General features: G+C 65.9%; 15 protein-coding genes. 10 read left to right on the forward strand and 5 right to left on the reverse strand.

Features of this window, described 5'->3' with window-relative positions:
- Positions 1-4 precede the first annotated feature (4 nt).
- The 5 genes from ACGHN1_RS00190 to ACGHN1_RS00210 all read left to right on the forward strand — a co-directional run bounded on the left by ACGHN1_RS00190 (position 5) and on the right by ACGHN1_RS00210 (position 5,570).
- Positions 5-526 carry a dihydrofolate reductase gene (locus ACGHN1_RS00190; protein WP_390547269.1) on the forward strand — a complete coding sequence of 174 codons (522 nt, stop codon included), beginning with the start codon at positions 5-7 and terminating at the stop codon, positions 524-526.
- On the forward strand, positions 523-1,440 hold the full coding sequence (locus ACGHN1_RS00195) for a bifunctional riboflavin kinase/FAD synthetase (protein ID WP_390547271.1): 918 nt from the start codon (positions 523-525) through the stop codon (positions 1,438-1,440). The genes ACGHN1_RS00190 and ACGHN1_RS00195 overlap by 4 nt, the downstream gene beginning before the upstream one ends.
- Before the next feature lie 241 nt (positions 1,441-1,681).
- Positions 1,682-4,633 (forward strand): isoleucine--tRNA ligase, encoded by a 2,952-nt coding sequence (ileS, locus tag ACGHN1_RS00200; RefSeq protein WP_390547273.1) that lies wholly within the window; start codon positions 1,682-1,684, stop codon positions 4,631-4,633.
- Positions 4,630-5,166: a signal peptidase II gene (gene lspA / locus ACGHN1_RS00205; protein WP_390547275.1), complete on the forward strand. Its 537-nt coding sequence runs from the start codon at positions 4,630-4,632 to the stop codon at positions 5,164-5,166. Before ileS ends, lspA begins: the two co-directional genes overlap by 4 nt.
- On the forward strand, positions 5,163-5,570 hold the full coding sequence (locus ACGHN1_RS00210) for a DUF3035 domain-containing protein (protein WP_390547277.1): 408 nt from the start codon (positions 5,163-5,165) through the stop codon (positions 5,568-5,570). Before lspA ends, ACGHN1_RS00210 begins: the two co-directional genes overlap by 4 nt.
- Positions 5,571-5,613: 43 nt before the next feature.
- Here the strand turns inward: ACGHN1_RS00210 and ACGHN1_RS00215 are convergent, their stop codons facing one another.
- Both ACGHN1_RS00215 and ACGHN1_RS00220 read right to left on the reverse strand, forming a co-directional pair.
- On the reverse strand, positions 5,614-6,057 hold the full coding sequence (locus ACGHN1_RS00215) for an SET domain-containing protein (RefSeq protein WP_390547279.1): 444 nt from the start codon (positions 6,055-6,057) through the stop codon (positions 5,614-5,616).
- A 105-nt stretch (positions 6,058-6,162) separates the two neighbouring features.
- Complete coding sequence (locus tag ACGHN1_RS00220; RefSeq protein WP_390547281.1) at positions 6,163-7,497, reverse strand: hemolysin family protein; 1,335 nt, start codon at positions 7,495-7,497, stop codon at positions 6,163-6,165.
- 177 nt (positions 7,498-7,674) lie between these two features.
- On the opposite strand from ACGHN1_RS00220, the gene ACGHN1_RS00225 reads away from it, so the two are divergent.
- Positions 7,675-8,373: an OmpA family protein gene (locus ACGHN1_RS00225; RefSeq protein WP_390547282.1), complete on the forward strand. Its 699-nt coding sequence runs from the start codon at positions 7,675-7,677 to the stop codon at positions 8,371-8,373.
- Positions 8,374-8,451: 78 nt separating this feature from the next.
- Here ACGHN1_RS00225 and ACGHN1_RS00230 read toward each other — a convergent pair whose 3' ends face one another.
- A complete protein-coding gene (locus tag ACGHN1_RS00230; protein ID WP_390547284.1) occupies positions 8,452-9,240 on the reverse strand; it encodes a 3'(2'),5'-bisphosphate nucleotidase CysQ in 789 nt (262 codons plus the stop codon).
- A 111-nt stretch (positions 9,241-9,351) separates the two neighbouring features.
- Here ACGHN1_RS00230 and sucC point away from each other — a divergent pair, with 111 nt between their 5' ends.
- The 4 genes from sucC to ACGHN1_RS00250 all read left to right on the forward strand — a co-directional run bounded on the left by sucC (position 9,352) and on the right by ACGHN1_RS00250 (position 13,440).
- Positions 9,352-10,551, forward strand: a complete 1,200-nt coding sequence (gene sucC, locus ACGHN1_RS00235) for an ADP-forming succinate--CoA ligase subunit beta (RefSeq protein WP_390547286.1) — start codon at positions 9,352-9,354, stop codon at positions 10,549-10,551.
- A gap of 121 nt (positions 10,552-10,672) precedes the next feature.
- Positions 10,673-11,419, forward strand: coding sequence for an electron transfer flavoprotein subunit beta/FixA family protein (locus ACGHN1_RS00240; RefSeq protein ID WP_390547288.1), 747 nt, complete (start codon positions 10,673-10,675; stop codon positions 11,417-11,419).
- Entirely contained in the window at positions 11,419-12,351 is a 933-nt protein-coding gene (locus tag ACGHN1_RS00245) for an electron transfer flavoprotein subunit alpha/FixB family protein (RefSeq protein WP_390547290.1), read from the forward strand. The genes ACGHN1_RS00240 and ACGHN1_RS00245 overlap by 1 nt, the downstream gene beginning before the upstream one ends.
- A gap of 72 nt (positions 12,352-12,423) precedes the next feature.
- Positions 12,424-13,440 (forward strand): energy transducer TonB, encoded by a 1,017-nt coding sequence (locus ACGHN1_RS00250; protein ID WP_390547292.1) that lies wholly within the window; start codon positions 12,424-12,426, stop codon positions 13,438-13,440.
- Positions 13,441-13,461: 21 nt separating this feature from the next.
- Here ACGHN1_RS00250 and ACGHN1_RS00255 read toward each other — a convergent pair whose 3' ends face one another.
- Together ACGHN1_RS00255 and ACGHN1_RS00260 are read right to left on the reverse strand one after the other, a co-directional pair.
- Entirely contained in the window at positions 13,462-14,670 is a 1,209-nt protein-coding gene (locus tag ACGHN1_RS00255; RefSeq protein WP_390549697.1) for a DUF445 domain-containing protein, read from the reverse strand.
- Between the two features lie 81 nt (positions 14,671-14,751).
- Positions 14,752-18,177, reverse strand: a complete 3,426-nt coding sequence (locus ACGHN1_RS00260; protein ID WP_390547294.1) for an efflux RND transporter permease subunit — start codon at positions 18,175-18,177, stop codon at positions 14,752-14,754.
- Positions 18,178-18,190 lie beyond the last annotated feature (13 nt).

Consider the following 18,190-nt stretch of genomic DNA (forward strand, 5'->3'; position numbering starts at 1 on the left):
TTCCATGACCGCCGACATCTTCGCGATCTACGCGCGCGCGGCCAATGGCGCGATCGGCAAGGAGGGGCGGCTGCCCTGGCACCTGCCCGCCGATCTCAAGCGCTTCAAGGCGCTGACCATGGGCGCCGACGGCACCGGCGTGCCGATGATCATGGGTCGCAAGACATTCGAAAGCCTTCCCGGCCTTCTGCCCGGCCGCCGCCACATCGTCCTCACCCGCCGCGAACGCTGGGACAGCGAAGGGGCCGAAGTCGTCCGCTCGGTCGCCGAGGCGCTGACCCGGGCGGCGCAGGATAATCCCTCCGGCACCGTCGCGGTGATCGGCGGGGCGGCGATCTTCGATGTCTTCCTGCCGCACTGCCACCGCGCGGAACTGACCGAGATCCACGCCGATTTCGCGGGCGACGTCTTCATGCCCCCGCTGGGCGCGGAATGGGAAGTCGCCGCGCGCGAGGATTTTCCGGCGGAAGGGAAAGCCCCCGCCTATTCCTTCGTCAGCTACCGCAAGGCCGAGGTGGCCCCATGAGATGGCTCGACCACCGCGCCCGGATTCCCGAGCCGCTCCGCGGGGCGGTCATCGCGCTGGGCAATTTCGACGGGTTCCATACCGGCCACCAGGCGGTGGCGAAGGAGGCGATCGACTGGGCGCGCGCCGAGGGCCGCCCGGCGATCATCGCCACCTTCGATCCCCACCCGGCGCGTTTTTTCAGACCCGAGGTTCCGCCGTTCCGGCTGACCACGCTGGAGCAGCGGCAGGAACTCTACCTCGCCGCCGGGGCGACCGCGATGCTGGTGTTCCATTTCGATGCCGAGCTGGCGAACACCAGTGCCGAACACTTTCTTGATCGCATCTTGATCGAGCGCCTGGGCGCACATGGCGTGGTGACGGGCGCAGATTTCCGCTTCGGCCAGGGCGCGACCGGCGATGTCGACCTGCTGCGCGCGTCGGAACTGCAGGTGCGCATCGCTGAGGCGGTCATGGATAGCGGCGCGCCGGTGTCCTCCAGCCGCATCCGCGAGGCGCTGCGCACAGGGGATCCGCAGGAGGCGGCGCGCCTCCTCACCCGCCCCTTCGCCATTCGCGGCGTCGTCGAGCATGGCGACAAGCGCGGGCGCGAGATCGGCTATCCCACCGCCAATCTGGCGATCGAGAACTATCTGCGCCCACAATACGGGATCTATGCGGTGACGGGCCGCATCCTCGCGACCGGCCAGGTGTTGCGGGGCGCGGCGAATATCGGTGTGCGCCCGCAGTTCGAGCCGCCCAAGGAATTGCTCGAACCCTATTTCTTCGATTTCGCGGGCGATCTCTACGGGCAGGAGATCGAGGTCGCGTTCCACCATTTCCTGCGCGGCGAGGCCAGGTTCGATTCCCTCGAAGCGTTGCAGGAGCAGATGGCGCAGGACTGCGACGAGGCGCGGCGGTTGCTGGCGGAATAGGGTTTCGCGCGGAGAGCCAGGACTTGCGGCAAAGCCGCCGTTTCATTTTCATCGCACGAAGCCACGAAGAACACGAAGAGGTGGTGCGTGAAGCGGAACACCTTCGTGTCTTCGTGACTTCGTGTGAGACAAATCAGGCGCCTGCGGCGCAGGAGCTTCTCTCTGCGGCCTCTTTTCCTCTCTGCGCCTCTGCGCGAAAGCCTTTCCTACACGCGGCAATTCCGTTAGCGGCCCACCCCGTATGTCCGACACCGAAACCAAGCGCGCCCAAGAGAAACGGGACTATCGGGACACCGTCTTCCTGCCGAAGACCGATTTTCCCATGAAGGCCGGCCTGCCGCAGAAGGAGCCGGGGATCGCCGCGCGCTGGGCGGAACAGGATCTCTACGCGAAGCTGCGCGAGGCGCGCCGGGGGCGGGAGAAGTTCATCTTCCACGACGGCCCGCCGTATGCGAACGGCGACATGCATATCGGCCATGCGCTCAACCACACGCTCAAGGACATGGTCTGCCGCACGCAGAACCTGCTGGGCAAGGACGCGCCCTACGTGCCCGGCTGGGACTGCCACGGCCTGCCGATCGAGTGGAAGGTGGAGGAGCTCTACCGCAAGAAGAAGCGCGACAAGAAGGACGTTCCGGCGAAGGAATTCCGCGCCGAATGCCGCGACTACGCCGCGCACTGGGTGGACGTGCAGCGCGAGCAATTGAAGCGCCTCGGCATCATGGCCGACTGGGACAATCCCTACCTCACCATGCAGTTCGATAGCGAAGCGGCGATCGTCGCCGAGCTGATGAAATTCGTCGAGGCGGGCAATCTCTACCGCGGATCGAAGCCCGTGATGTGGAGCCCGGTCGAGGAAACCGCGCTGGCCGAGGCCGAGGTCGAATACGAGGACATCACCAGCACTCAGATCGACGTGGCGTTCGAGATCGTGGAGAGCCCCTTCGACGAGTTGGTGGGTGCCTATGCGCTCATCTGGACGACTACGCCGTGGACGATTCCGGTCAACCAGGCGATCGCCTACGGACCGGATATCGAATACGTTCTCGTGCGTTATGGCGAGCGCAAATACCTTGTCGCTGAAGACCTCTGCTACGCTTTGTCGCTTCGCACCGGAGCAGCCGAGAATGGGATTGGCGGTCCCGAAAGCGGCGCGAGTGAAACGGTAAAAATCTATAAAGGTGCCGACCTCGCCGGGACCGTCGCCCGCCACCCGATGCACCATCTCGGCGGGTTCTACGAGAACCCCCGCCCCTTCCTGCCGGGCGATTTCGTCACCACCGACAGCGGCACGGGACTCGTCCACATGGCGCCCGACCATGGCGAGGACGATTTCGAGCTGTGCCGCGAATACGGGATCGAGCCGCGCTTCGCAGTGATGGACGACGGTCGCTATCGCGACGACTGGGCCTGGCTGGGCGGCGACGACGAGCGCCGCCGCAGCGTGATCAACAAGCCCTTCAACGCGCCTGACGGGCCGATCTGCTCGGATTTGCGCGAGGCCGGCGCGCTGCTCGCCGCCAGCGACGACTACCAGCACAGCTACCCGCACAGCTGGCGGAGCAAGGCCAAGATCATCTTCCGCTGCACGCCGCAGTGGTTCGTGCCGATGGACAAGCCGCTCCCGGCCCCCTCCGACGGCTTCGCCGCCACCTCCCCCGGCGGGGTAGGATCGGAAAGCGGCAATCCTCCCCCCCTGGGGGAGGTGGCAGGCGCGTCAGCGACTGACGGAGGGGGAACGCTGCGCGAGCGGGCGATGCAGGCCATCGCGGACACGCAGTTCATCCCGGAAAAGGGACGCCGCCGCCTCGGCTCGATGGTCGAGAACCGGCCCGATTGGGTCCTGTCGCGCCAGCGCGCCTGGGGCGTGCCGATCACGCTGTTCGTGCGCAAGGACGGTTCGTATCTGCAGGACCCGGCGGTCAATGCCCGCGTGGTCGAGGCGGTGCGGACCGACGGCGTCGATGCCTGGGACGAGGACCGGAAGGCCGAATTCCTCGGGCCGGATCACGACCCGGACGAATTCGCGATGGCTACCGACATCCTCGACGTGTGGTTCGATTCGGGCAGCACCCACGCCTTCGTGCTGGAAAGCGGTCGCTGGCCGGACCTGCAATGGCCGGCGAACCTCTATCTCGAAGGCTCGGACCAGCATCGCGGCTGGTTCCAGTCCAGCCTGCTCGAAAGCTGCGCCACGCGCGGCCGCGCGCCCTACGACCAGCTGCTGACCCACGGCTTCACCATGGCCGCCGACGGGCGGAAGATGTCGAAGAGCCTGGGCAACACTGTCGATCCGCTGAAGGTGATGGAGCAGTACGGGGCGGACATCATCCGGCTGTGGGCGCTCAGCGTCGATTTCTCCGAGGATCACCGGATCGGCGAGGAAATCCTCAAGGGCGTCGCCGACCAGTACCGCAAGCTCAGGAACACCTTCCGCTATCTGCTCGGCGCGCTGGACGGGTTCGATTACGACAGCGAGGGCGTGGAGCCGGGGGCCATGCCCGAGCTCGAGCGCTACATGCTCTCGCGCCTTTCGGGGCTCGACGCCGAGCTGCGCCGGGCGGCGCTGGAATACGATTTCAACGACTACACCCGCGCACTGATCGAGTTCTGCAACGAAGACCTTTCGGCCTTCTTCTTCGATATCCGCAAGGACCGGCTCTATTGCGACGCGCCGGGCTCCACCGAGCGGAGCGCCTATCGCACCGTGCTCGACACGCTTTTCCAGGCGCTGGTGCGCTATGCCGCGCCGGTGCTGGTGTTCACCAGCGAGGAGGTTTGGGGCACGCGTTTCCCGGATCGCGAATCGATCCACCTGCAGGAATGGCATCCCCTGCCCGCGGACTGGCGCGACGAGGCGCTGGATGCGCGCTGGGCGCGCTTGCGCGACCTGCGCGAGGACGTGATGGAAGCGATCGAGCCGCTGCGGCGCGAGAAGGTGATCCGCTCGGGCCTGGAAGCCGATGTCGCGGTGCCCGCCTCCGCCGTGCCCGAAGGCTTCGGCGATGCCGATCTCGCCGAACTGTTCATCACCGCGTCAGTGGTGCGCGGCGATAGCGCCGGCGTGCAGGTGACCAAGACATCCGATCACAAATGCGGCCGGTGCTGGCGCCTGCTGCCCGAGGTGGCGGAAGACGGCGATCTGTGCGCGCGCTGCGAAGCGGTGGTCGAAACCCTGGACGCGGCGGCATGAGCGCGATCGCACAACGCCGCGCCATCGGGATCGCGCTCGCCCTCGCGATCTTCGCGGTCGATCAGCTGGTCAAATGGTGGGTCAAGGGCCCGCTCGACCTCCAGCGGGTCGGCGCGATCGAAGTACTGCCCTTCTTCGACCTGCGCTGGACGCAGAACTTCGGCATCTCGTTGGGCATGTTCGAGGCGACGAGCCCCGAGATGCGTTGGGGGCTGGTGGCGGTGACCGGCTTAATTGCGCTGGTGGTGACCGTGTGGATGATGCGCGAGAAGGCGCTGGGCGACATCGTGGCGCTGGCGATGATCCTCGGCGGCGCGCTCGGCAACATCCGCGACCGCTACAATTACGGCTATGTCATCGACTACGCCGATCTGCATTTCGGCACCTTCCGCCCCTTCCTGATCTTCAACGTCGCCGATGCCGCGATCACCATCGGCGTGGTGATAATCCTTGCCCGTGCATTCCTGATGCGCGACACTCTCGACGACGCGATGAAAGAAAGACCGGCTGCGGCCGGGGAGAAAGCCCCATGAAGAAGACACTGACGCTCGTCCTGCTCGCCGGAGCGACCACGCTGACCGCCTGCGGTGGCGGCGGCTTCCTCGACCGCGAGCGGCCCGACGAATTCGCGGTGCAGCGGCAGGCCCCTCTGGTGGTGCCGCCCGATTTCAACCTCGTGCCCCCTGCCCCCGGCGCGCCGCGCCCGGCCGAAGGCACCGCGGCGGAGCAGGCGCTCGACGCGCTGTTCGGCGGACCCGCGCAGCGCAGCGCGGTGGAGACCAGCGCGCTCGACCGCGCCGGCACCGCCGATCCCGGCATCCGCTCGGCGGTCGGCGACCCGCAGACCAACACCGTGGCCAAGGGCCGCGTCACCCGCGACATCATCGCCGCGCCCGAAGGCGACGGCCAGTTCGCGCAGGCGGTGATCCCGGGCTAGTCTTCGGGTTTGCGGGCCCGCCTCGCCGGGTTCGTCTTCGTCTCTAGAAGGGTTTTTCGCCCAGGCCGCTGCCGTCGGCCGCGCCGTTGGCGGCCGTCGCGACGAAGGACCGGCCCGGTTGCATCACGAAGGCCGGATCGAACTCGCTGTAATCGCAGGTCAGCTCCTCGCCCGCCGCGATGTCGCGGATCGCATAGCCGGTATCCGGATCGGTGAAATTCGTGTTGGGCCGCCGGTCGTGGTTCATGAAGCGGCCGTTGTCGAATTCGACCACCTGCAGGCCGGGCCGCGTCATGTGGGGATAGCCGTAACGCTCGACGAAGTCCTGCAGCAGCGGCGGCAGGGCCTCGAGCTGGCCGGCCGTGAACAGGTGGTCGAAACGCTCGTCCAGCGCCCAGATCGCCTGGCCCCTCGCGATGGGAGCGGCAGCGAACACGCCGACCCCCTCGATCGTGCTGGGGCCGATGTAGGTCGGAACGATCATCATCGCTCGTCATCCGGCGCACAGGTCGCGGGCGCCACGCTCGGGCAGATTCGCACCTGCCGTTCGCGACAGATGCCGCGCCCGCCACCATCCCGCAATTGCCAAAGGTTAATCGACGGCGGAATTTTCCGGGGTGTTCGACCTGGGCTTTTTCGTCTCGGAAACCAGGAGCTTGTCGATCCGGCGACCGTCCATGTCGACGACCTCGAAGCGCCAGCCCTGCTCGGTGAAATGCTCGCCCTCCTGCGGCAGCTTCCTGAGCACCGCGAGCACGAAGCCCGCGGCGGTGGCGAATTCGCGGTCGTCGCCGTAGTCGAGGCCGAGCCGGTCCGCGAGCGCATCGGCCGAGAGCCCGCCCGAGACCAGCAGCGAACCGTCCTCGCGCTCGATCAGCCCGGGTGCCTCGCCGTGGTCCTGGTCGCTGGCGAAATCGCCGACCAGCGCGGTGAGGACGTCCACCGGAGTGACGATCCCGTCAAGATGGCCGTATTCGTCGTGGACCATGGCCATGGCGATTTCCGCCTGCTGCAGCACGCGGAGCGCATCGACCGCGTCGAGCTGGTCCGGCACGACCTCGGCACGGCGCATGATCGCGGCGAGGTCGATCTCCTGCCCCGCGACCATGCGCGCCAGCACCTCGCGCACCTTGACCACGCCCAGCACCTTGTCGGGCGACCCGTCGGCGACCGGCAGCAGCGAATGCGCGCTGTCCTCGATAGTCTCGCGGATTTCCTCCGCATCGGCGGAGACGTCGAGCCAGTCGAGCTGGTTGCGCGGAGTCATCACCTCGCGCACCGGCCGCTGGGCGAGGCGGACCACCCCCTGGAGCATCTGGTGCTGTTCGTGTTCGATCACTCCGGTCCGCGTCGCTTCGGCGAACAGCATGTGGAGCTCCTCGGCGGTGACCGTCGACTGGCCCGCCGGGTTGACCCCGAGCAGGCGGATCAGCAACCCCGAGGAGGTGTCGAGCAGCCACACCAGCGGCGCCGCGATCCGCGCCAGCAGGGCCATCGGCCGCGCCATCAGGATCGACACCGGGACCGCGATCCGGAGCGCGACCTGCTTGGGCACCAGTTCGCCGACCACCAGGGTGAGATAGGTCGTCAGCGCGATGACGAGCGCGAATCCGGCCTCTTCCGCATAGGCTGCCGGGAGGCCCAGCGCCGCCAGCCTCTCGCCCACCGGCATGCCCAGGCTCGCACCCGAATAGGCGCCGGCGATGATGCTGATGAGAGTGATGCCGATCTGGACGGTGGAAAGGAACTTGCCCGGTTCGGACGCGAGCCGAAGCGCGACCTCGGCCCCGCCCTTGCCCGCCTGCGCGGCGGCGCGCAGCTTGGAAGTGCGCGCGGAGACGATTGCCAGCTCGCTCATGGCGAAAATGCCATTGAGCACGATCAGGCACACGATGATCAGGAGATCGGTCCAGGGGAACGGCGTCACGGTGGCCCCCCGCTAGCACAATTGTGTGGCCGCGCCACCAGCTTGTAGCTTCTCGGCGGAACAAGCCCGTGGGGTCGCGGGTTGTGGGGGTCAGACGCGGGTAGGGCGCGTCCCTTGTCCTGCGGGAAGGCCAGACGACAGATCCGGCCCGGCCGCCAGTTGGAGGAATTCGACAACATGAAGAACAATCGCATTTTCGTCGCCGCGCTGGCGTCTGCCTCGCTCCTGACCGTATCCGCCTGCGTCACCGATCCGAACACCGGCGAACAGAAGGTTTCCCGTACCGTGCTCGGCGGCGTCGGCGGCGCGGTCGCCGGGGGCCTGCTCGGCGGCGTGATCGGCGGCAAGACCGGACGCATCATCGGCGCCGTCGCCGGCGGTGCCGCCGGTGGCTATGTCGGCTACCGCATGGACCAGCAGATCAAGGAGCTGGAGGAAGCGACCGAGGGCACGGGCGTCGACGTCACCAGCGTCGACAACGGCTCGGCGATCCTGGTCAACCTGCCCGACGGCGTCACCTTCGCCACCGGCAGCTACACGATCAACCAGACCTTCCGGAACACGCTCGACAATGTCGCGTCCAGCCTGACGCAATATCCCAACAGCCTGATCGACGTGTACGGCTATACCGATTCGACCGGTTCGGACGATTTCAACCAGCGGCTGTCCGAACAGCGTGCCCAGGCCGTGGCCAACTACCTGACCAGCCGCGGCGTCGCATCCTCGCGCATCCGCTGGCAGGGATTCGGAGAGAATCCGGCCTATTTCGTCGGCGACAATGCCACCGCCCAGGGCCGCGCGCTCAACCGCCGGGTCGAGATCAAGATCATCCCGTTCGATCAGGACGACGTCAACGCGGCGCGGCAGGCCCAGTAGACCGGGCTTCCGCTCCTGGAATCACGGCAGAGGGGGTCGCCTGCGGGCGGCCCCCTTTTTCATGAGCCGGCAATCCGACTAGAGGTCGCGCCTGCCGATCGCGGCGGCGCGCCCGGCCAGATGCTCCACAGCCGCCTCGTGTATCGCCGGGGCCGAGACCAGCACTCCGAAGGCGCGGGGGTCGCGCTTGTTGTAGTCGAGCTTGTGGCCGAAGGCGTCGCTGACCGCGGCCCCGGCCTCACGCGCGATCAGGCTCGCGGCGGCGATGTCCCATTCGTATCCCCAGCGCAGCGTCGCGACGAGATCGGCCTCGTCGGCGGCGACCATCGCGATCCTGAGTGCGATCGAATTTGGCTTGGCCACCGGCCGCAGCATCCGGTCCGCCTTGGGCAGCGAATCGGCGGGGACCCTGGCGCCTTCGAATTGGGTCCGCGTGGAGGCCGCGAGGCGATCGCCGTTGCGCTGCGCCCCCTTGCCCGCGACCGCCGTCCAGAAGTCGTCGCGTGCCGGGGCCGCGAGAATGCCGATCAACGGCCGCCCGGCGCTGATCAACGCCACGGAAACGCACCATCCAGCGCGCCCGCGAAGGAAATCGCGGGTTCCGTCGATGGGATCGACGATCCAGATGAGGCCGGTCTCGAGCCGCGCAGGATCGTCTCCGGTCTCTTCCGAAAGCCAGCCCGCCGCGGGGAGCAGCGCGGACAGTTCGCGCTTGAGGAAGGCGTCCACTGCGAGGTCGGCATCGCAGACCGGGCTGCCCGGCTCCTTCTCCCAGCTGCGCACGGTATGCCCCGCGCCGGGCCACTGGCCGTGGGCGATGCGCCCCGCTTCGGAGACGATGGATTGGAGGCGCGCGGCATCGATCATATGGCAGGACAACGCTGCTGGGCCGGGATTGGCCACTTTTCAAGCCGGGCCATCCATGCTTAGGCGCGCTGCGACTCTCCTTATCCCCGACTGCAAGGATCACGCCCCACCATGAACATCCACGAATACCAGGCCAAGGAACTGCTTGCGAAGCACGGGATCGCGGTGCCCGCCGGGCATGCCGCGCTGAGTGTGGAGGACGCCGTGGCGGCGGCCGAGAAGCTGCCCGGGCCGCTCTATGTGGTGAAGGCGCAGATCCATGCCGGCGGGCGCGGCAAGGGCAAGTTCAAGGAACTGGATGCCGATGCCAAGGGCGGCGTGCGACTCGCCCATTCGCTCGACGATGTCCGCAAGGATGCCGAGGAGATGCTCGGCAACACGCTGGTGACGGTGCAGACCGGCGACGAGGGCAAGCAGGTCAATCGGCTCTACGTCACCGACGGCGTCGACATCGCCGAGGAATATTATCTCTCCATGCTGGTCGACCGTGCCAGCGGCCGGGTGGCGATGATCGTTTCCACCGAAGGCGGCATGGATATCGAGGAAGTGGCGCACCACACGCCGGAAAAGATCGCCACCATCGATATCGATCCGGCACAGGGCTTCATGCCGCACCACGGCCGCGCGGTGGCCTTCGCGCTGAAGCTGGAGGGCGATCTCAACAAGCAGGCGCAGAAGCTCAGCAAGCAGCTCTACGACGCCTTCATGGCGATGGATTGCGAGATGCTGGAGATCAATCCGCTGGTCGAGACGAAAGACGGCAAGCTGCTGGTGCTCGACACCAAGATGAGCTTCGACGGCAATGCGCTGTTCCGGCACAAGGACATCGAGGCGCTGCGCGACGAGACCGAGGAGGACCCGGCCGAGGTCGAGGCGAGCGAATACGATCTCGCCTACATCAAGCTCGACGGGAACATCGGCTGCATGGTCAACGGCGCGGGCCTCGCCATGGCGACCATGGACATCATCAAGCTGAACGGCGCCTTCCCCGCCAACTTCCTCGACGTCGGCGGCGGCGCGACGACCGAGAAGGTGACCGCGGCGTTCAAGATCATCCTCAAGGACCCGGCGGTCGAGGGCATCCTCGTCAACATCTTCGGCGGGATCATGAAATGCGATGTGATCGCCAACGGCATCGTCCAGGCGGCCAAGGACGTGAACCTGTCGGTGCCGCTGGTGGTCCGGCTGGAGGGCACCAACGTCCAGCAGGGCAAGGACATCCTCGAGAATTCGGGCCTGCCGATCGTCAGCGCCGACGATCTCGGCGATGCGGCGAAGAAGATCGTGGCGGAGGTCAAGAAGGCGGCCTGAGCGCACGCCCCGGCTGACCTTGACGTAAACGTAAAGGGAACGCTAGGGCGGCTGTGTCATTCGTTAGGAAAGCGGCGCGTTCCCGCCGGTTTCAGCTGAAGCAGAGAAGGAATTTCGCGACATGAAAATCCTCGTGCCCGTCAAGCGGGTGATCGATTACAACGTCAAGCCGCGGGTCAAGGCCGACGGCAGCGGCGTCGACCTCGCCAACGTCAAGATGAGCATGAACCCGTTCGACGAGATCGCGGTCGAGGAAGCGATCCGGATCAAGGAAGCGGGCAAGGCGGAGGAGATCGTGGCGGTCTCGATCGGCCCGGCCAAGGCGCAGGAAACGCTGCGCACCGCGCTCGCCATGGGTGCCGATCGCGCGATCCTGGTCGAGACCGACGAGGAAGTCGAACCGCTCGCCGTCGCCAAGATCCTGAAGGCCATCGCCGACGAGGAACAGCCCGGGTTGGTGATGCTGGGCAAGCAGTCGATCTCCGACGACAGCAACCAGACCGGCCAGATGCTCGCCGCGCTGATGGGACGCCCGCAGGGCACCTTCGCCAACACCGTCGAGGTCGAGGGCGACAGCGTCACCGTCAAGCGCGAGGTCGACGGCGGGCTCGAGACGGTCAAGCTGACCATGCCGGCGATCGTCACCACCGATCTGCGCCTCAACGAGCCGCGCTACGCCTCGCTGCCAAACATCATGAAGGCGAAGAAGAAGCCGCTCGATACCAAGACGCCGGGCGATTACGGCGTCGACATCGCGCCCCGTCTCAAGACCACCAAGGTCTCCGAACCGCCCGTGCGCCAGGCCGGCGTGAAGGTCGAAAGCGTCGACGAACTGGTCGCCAAACTCAAAACCCTGGGAGTCGCCTGATGAAAACGCTCGTCTGGGTCGAACACGACAATTCCGAAATGAAGGACGCCACCCTCGCCGCGGTCACCGCCGCGGGCCAGATGGGCAGCGAGGTCCATTTGCTCGTCGCGGGAAGCGGCTGCCGCGCGGTGGCCGAACAAGCCGCGAAGATCGCGGGCGTGGGCAAGGTCCACCTCGCCGACGATCCCGCCTACGAGCATGCGCTGGCGGAAAACGTCGCGCCGCTGGTGGTCGACCAGATGTCGCACCACGACGCTTTCGTCGCGCCGGCCACCACCACCGGCAAGAACATCGCCCCGCGCGTCGCCGCGTTGCTCGATGTGATGCAGGTGTCCGAAATCATGTCGGTCGAGGGCGAGAAAAGTTTCACGCGGCCGATCTATGCGGGCAATGCCATCGCCACGGTTGAAAGCTCGGACGAAAAGCTGGTCGTCACCGTGCGCGGCACCGCTTTCGACAAGGCGGAGGCCGAAGGCGGCTCGGGCACGATCGAGGAGATTTCCGGTCCGACCGATGCGGGCGTGTCCAGCTTCGTCGGCGCCGAGATCGCCGAGAGCGAACGCCCCGAGCTGACCAGCGCCAAGATCATCGTCTCGGGCGGCCGGGCCTTGAAGGATGCCGAAACCTTCGAGCAGGTCATCACGCCGCTCGCCGACAAGCTCGGCGCCGGGATCGGTGCGAGCCGCGCGGCGGTCGATGCGGGCTATGTGCCGAACGACTACCAGGTCGGCCAGACCGGCAAGATCGTCGCCCCGGAAGTCTACATCGCCATCGGCATCTCGGGCGCGATCCAGCACCTTGCCGGCATGAAGGATTCCAAGACCATCATCGCCATCAACAAGGACGAGGACGCCCCGATCTTCCAGGTCGCCGACATCGGCCTGGTCGCGGACCTCTACAAGGCGGTGCCGGAGCTGACGGAGAAGCTTTAGGAAATCGCCATGACTTGTTGAGCGGTCCCCGCTGGGTTATCACTGCCAGCGGGGGGTGTCGCAATGTTTCGAATGTCCAGCTCTTTTGCTGTCGCGGCCATTTTGACGGCTCAATCGATTTCGGCCCAGGTTCCCGGGGCCACCCCGGTAGCAATACACCAGGCTCAGGCAGCGTGGGTGATTGATTATGCGGACGACCGCTGCCGAATCATTCGCACCTTCAGTCGCGATGGTCGGAAAAGTGTTTTCTATCTTGAAAGCACCTCTCCGAACGACGGTTTCCGATGGCTCATCGCCGGCGATGCGGTCCGACAATTCAATGAAGGGGAACCCTTTGAAATACAGTTCGGGCCGGGTTTCGAATCCATGCAGGGCATCAGTGCCGCCGGCCTTTCGCTCGGTGATTACGGTATGGCTGTCAGGGGTACGGGATTTCGCTTCGATGCCGAGCGAACCGCCCGGATCTTCGCCAAATTGGACGAGGAAGACCGTGAACGCTCGATCAAGGCCAATCTTGAAACAGGCGAATGGCTCGAGTCAGACGCGGTCGCAGTAAGAGCCGCGCTGGCACGGATCGATCCTGCCGATCCCGAACCCCAGGACAGTCCTGAAACATCTGATGTCATATCCGGCGCACAGATTGAATGGATCGAATTGAATTCACCCGAAGGCGGGCGGCACCGGCTTGAAACGGGTAATTTCGGTCCAGTGATGCAAGCCATGAAAACTTGCATCGATGACCTCGTGACGAGCTGGGGTCTCGATGTGACCCAAGTCCGCAATCAGACCAAATCTCCCGAATGGTTGAACCAAGATCGGATCGTTTCGCGCATTGTCGAGAATTATCCCTCGCGTGCCGTACTTCGCGGGCAGCAAGCGGAATTCAAAATTCGAGTCATTGTAGAGCCTGATGGCGACGTCGAGAGTTGCACGCTCACAGCATTGGTCGGTCCCGAAGGCGACGGGTTCAAGTCACCAGCCTGCGGAGAAATTCGGCTATGGGCGAAGTTCGCCCCTGCCCAAGGCGCAGACGGCCGACCCATCAAATCCTTTTACCAGAGTACTGTTCGTTACGTGATTCCGGATTGATTTCATTGCCAAGCGGGTGAGTCACAATACGCTCGCCAGGAAATGAATCGTCAGCCCCACCAGCCCGCCGACCAGCGTGCCGTTCATGCGGATGAATTGCAGGTCTCTCCCTACAGCGCCCTCGATCCGGTCGGTGATCGTCTGCGCGTCCCAGCGGCGGACGGTTTCGGAAACCAGCCGTACGATGTTGTCGCCGTAGCGAGTGGCGATGCCGACGGCGGTGCGGCGGGCGAAGCGGTTGACCTGTAGCTGAAGGCGCGGATCGTCGCGCAGCGCCTCGCCCATCTCGGTGAGGCTGGCCAGCAGCTTGCCGGCATCCTCGCCCCCCTCGCCGCGCAGCATGGCGATGAGCTTGCGGCGGACGCGCTCCCACACGCCCTGCCACCATTCGGCGACCGCCGGATTGGCGAGGATATCGGCCTTGGTCCTCTCGATCCGCGCGCGCATCTCCGGATCGTCGCGCAGCCCCCTGGCGAGATCGACCAGCCCCTCCTCGATCTTGGCGCGCAGCGGATGGTCGGGATCGACCAGCACTTCGGCGAGCAGTTTGTAGAGCCCGTCCAGCACCGAATTGGCCAAGCGCTCGTCCAGCCCGGTGAAGCGCAGAAGCGCGTTGGCCCGGGCATGGATCATCGCCCGGACCATGTCCTCGTTATCTTCCAGCACCAGGCCCGCCCAGCGGATGATGCTGTCGATGATCGGCCGGTGACGCCCGTCGGCGATCATCGCGTCGAGGATCTGGCCGAGCAGCGGCGCGACCTCCAGCCGCTCGATCGCCGAGGCGAGGCCCGCACGCACCTGGGTGCCGAGCCGTTCGGGATCGAGCGATTCGAGCACCTCCACCAGCATTTCGCCGGCGCCAGCGCGGATGCGACCGCCCGCCTCCTCTCCGGGATCGGCGAGATAGGTCCCGATCGCTCCGGCAAGGTTCATCTCGCGCATCCGGCGCGCGACCACCTGGGGGATGAGGAAGTTCTCGCGCAGGAACACCGCCATGGTGTCGGCGATGCGATCCTTGTTCTCCGGAATGATCGCGGTGTGCGGAATCGGCAGGCCGAGCGGGCGACGGAACAGCGCGGTCACCGCGAACCAGTCGGCCAGCCCGCCGACCATCGCCGCCTCGGCGAAGGCGTGAATGTATCCCCAGGCCGGATGCACGTCGAGATAGCGGCCCGACCACAGGAAGATCGCCGCCATCAGCACCAGCATGCCGGTGGCGGCGCGGCGCATGGTCCGGGCGCGGTCGGGCAAGGCCGGTTCGGCCCGCGCAATTCCGGTCGAGAACGGACGCCCGGGCATCACGCGATCGCCCTATTCGGCAGGATGGCCCCCCGGCTCGCCAACATGCGCCCGCGTGTCGTCGCCCGGGCGGTAGGTCAGGAAACGTTCGCGCAGCCAGGGCCCGATCTTCTTCTCGAAACCGTCGGCGAGGCTGAAGCCCGCAGGGATCAGCACCAATGTGAGCACGGTCGAGAGCAGCAACCCGCCGATCACCACCGTCCCCATCGGCGCGCGCCAGGCACCGTCGCCCGAGAGCGAGACGGCGGTCGGCACCATGCCCGCGGTCATGGCCACGGTGGTCATCACGATCGGCTGGGCACGCTTGTGCCCGGCATCGATGATCGCTTCGAGCTTGGGCACGCCCCGCTGCATCTCCTCGATGGCGAAATCGATCAGCAGGATCGAGTTCTTGGCGACGATGCCGAGCAGCATCAGCATGCCGATATAGACCGGCATCGAGATCGGCTGGCCGATGATCATCAGCGCCAGCAGGCCCCCCAGCGGCGCCAGCAGCAGCGAGGTCATGTTGACCAGCGGCGAAACGAAGCGGTGGTACAGCAGCACCAGCACCGCGAAGACCAGAAGAATGCCGCTTATCACCGCGATGGAGAAGCTTTCGATCATCTCCATCTGAAACTTGTCTTCGCCCACGGGTTCGTTCGACACCCCCTGCGGCAGATCGGTCATGATCGGCAGGGCCCTGATCTGCTCCATCACCGGACCCTTGATCACCCCTTCGCCGAGGTCGGCGCTGACGTAGACCCGGCGCGACTGATTGTAGCGCTGGATCTGGGTAGGCCCGGCACCGAAACTGATTTCGGCGACGCGCTGCAGCGGCACCGATCCGCCGGTCGCGGTCGGCACGGGCAAGTTCTCGATCGTCGAAAGATCTCGCCGGGATTCGCGCGGCAGGATCACCCGGATCGGGATCTGACGATCGGACAGCGAGAACTTCGCGGCGTTCTGGTCGATCTCGCCGAGCGTGGCGATGCGGATCGCGCTGCTCAGCGCCGAGGTGGTGACACCGAGCTGCGCCGCGAGATCCTCGCGCGGGGTGATGATCAGTTCGGGGCGCTGGAGATCGGCTTCGATGCGCGGAGCCACGACCCCCTCGATCCCCTGCATCTGATCGACCAGAGTCCGCGCCGCGAGGTCGAGCTGTTCGGGATCGCTGCCGGAGAGCATGATCGAGATCGGTCGCCCCCCGGGCCCCCCGCCCTGCGAAGAGACCGTGACCCGGGCGTCCGGCACCTGGCTCAGCCGCGGGGCGAGCCGGCGCTCGAATTCGATCGTCTTGGCCTCGCGCTCCTCGGCCGGGACCAGAGCGATGTAGAGCGTGGCATTGCCCTCGCGGATACCCATCGAAATACGCTCGACCTCGGGCTCGTCCTCGATCAGCGAGGCGACCTGGAGCGCGACCTCCTGCGTGCGTTCGATCGTGGTTCCGGGAACCTGCTCGATGCGGATGACGCTGGTGTCCTGGTTGACGTCGGGCTGGAACTGCTGGGGCAGACCGGCGAGCAGCGCGAAGGTCATGATCAGCGCGTAGACGCCGAAGCCGAAGGCGTAGAAGCGGTGGTCGCGCATTCGGGCACCGATCCGTTGCCCGAGATTGCCGAGATAGGCGCCGATCTCTCCGAGGAGGGAAAGCAGCTTGAAGGCAAGGAAACCGACGGCGAGCGCGATAATTGCGGCGACCAGGGGGACGATGAGGGCGGTGACGAGGATCGGCAGGCCGAAGCCCATGGCCAACTGGAAAAGCCGCACCGCGGCGAAGACGAAAACCCCGACCAGCGCCAGAATCAACAGGAAGCCGATCAGCCGGTGATACCACCGCTTCTCGAATCCGAGCGGCTGGATCCGGTCCAGCATTCTCTGCGATGCGCCGGAATAGAGCGTCCAGCGCAGGATTCGCATGTAGAAATCCATCGCCCGGCCTTCGCCATGCGCCGCCTGGCCATGCGCCTTGAGGAAATAGGCGGCGATCATCGGAGTGATCATCCGCGCGACGAGCAGGCTCATCAGCACGGCGACGACCACGGTGAGGCCGAAGGGCTTGAAGAACTGCCCCGGAATGCCCGGCATCAGTCCGACCGGCAGGAACACGGCAACGATCGAGAAGGTGGTGGCGACGACCGCAAGGCCGATCTCGTCGGCGGCGTCGATAGATGCCTGGTAGGCGGTCTTGCCCATGCGCATGTGGCGCACGATGTTCTCGATCTCGACGATCGCATCGTCGACCAGCACGCCCGCCACCAGGCTGAGGGCGAGCAGCGACAGGAAGTTCAGGTCGAAGCCGAGCAGGTCCATGAACCAGAAGGTCGGGATCGCGGAAAGGGGAATGGCGATCGCGCTGATCAGCGTTGCCCGCCAGTCTCGCAGGAAGAAGAACACCACCACGATAGCCAGGATCGCGCCTTCGATCAGCGCGGCGATGGAACTCTCGTACTGGCCCTTGGCGTAAGGTACGGGGGTGAACAGTTCGTAGATCTCGATGCCGGGGTGATCGGCCTGGATCGCCTCGATCTCCTCCTGCATCGCCTCGTAGACTTCGACGTCGGATTCGCCTCGGGCACGCGTGGGGGCGAAACTCACCGTCTGTTGCCCGTTGAGGCGCGAAATGCTGCTCTGTTCGGAATAGCCGTCGCTCACCGTGGCGACGTCGGTCAGCCGGATCGTCCGACCCCCGCCGAGCGGAATGCGGGTCTGGGACAGGTCGTAGGCGCTGTCGGCATTGCCGAGCACGCGGACCGACTGACGCGATCCGGCAATCTCGGCCTGGCCGCCAGCCGCGTCGACATTGATCTGCCGCAGCACGTTGTTGATGTCCCGAGCCGTCACCCCGAGCGACTGCATGCGTGCAGGATCGACGATGACCCGGATTTCCCGATCGACCCCGCCGCTGCGCGACACCGAGGCCATGCCCGGCACGGCCAGCAAGCGGCGCGCGATCGTGTCGTCGATGAACCAGCTGAGCTCCTCCATCGTCATGTCGTCGGCCTGCACGGCGTAGAATCCGAGCATGCCGGCACCGCCGGGCCCGCCGCTCATCTCGTTCTTGGTCACCCGGGGCTCGAGAATACCCTCGGGCAAGTCGCCGCGGATCTGGTCGACGGCGTTCTTGACGCGGTTGGTCGCCTCGTCCGGATCGGTACCGATGCTGAATTCCACGACGGTGTTGCTGCTGCCCTCGCGCGCGGTCGAGGTGATCGTCTCGACCCCGTTGAGCGAACGGACCGCCGATTCGACCTTCTGGGTGATCTGGGTCTCGATCTCGGTCGGCGCGGCGCCGGGCTGCGAAATCGCGACGGTGGTCGAAGGAAATTCGACTTCGGGAAAGTTGATGACCGGCAGCCGCATGAACGACACGATGCCGGCGATCGTCAGTCCGATGAACAGGACGATCGCGATGATCGGGTTGCGGGTCGACCAGGCGGATATGTTGCGCAGGTTCATGCCGATTCCTGCG

The organism is Qipengyuania sp. MTN3-11, assembly GCF_042851825.1.
Taxonomy (GTDB): domain Bacteria; phylum Pseudomonadota; class Alphaproteobacteria; order Sphingomonadales; family Sphingomonadaceae; genus Qipengyuania.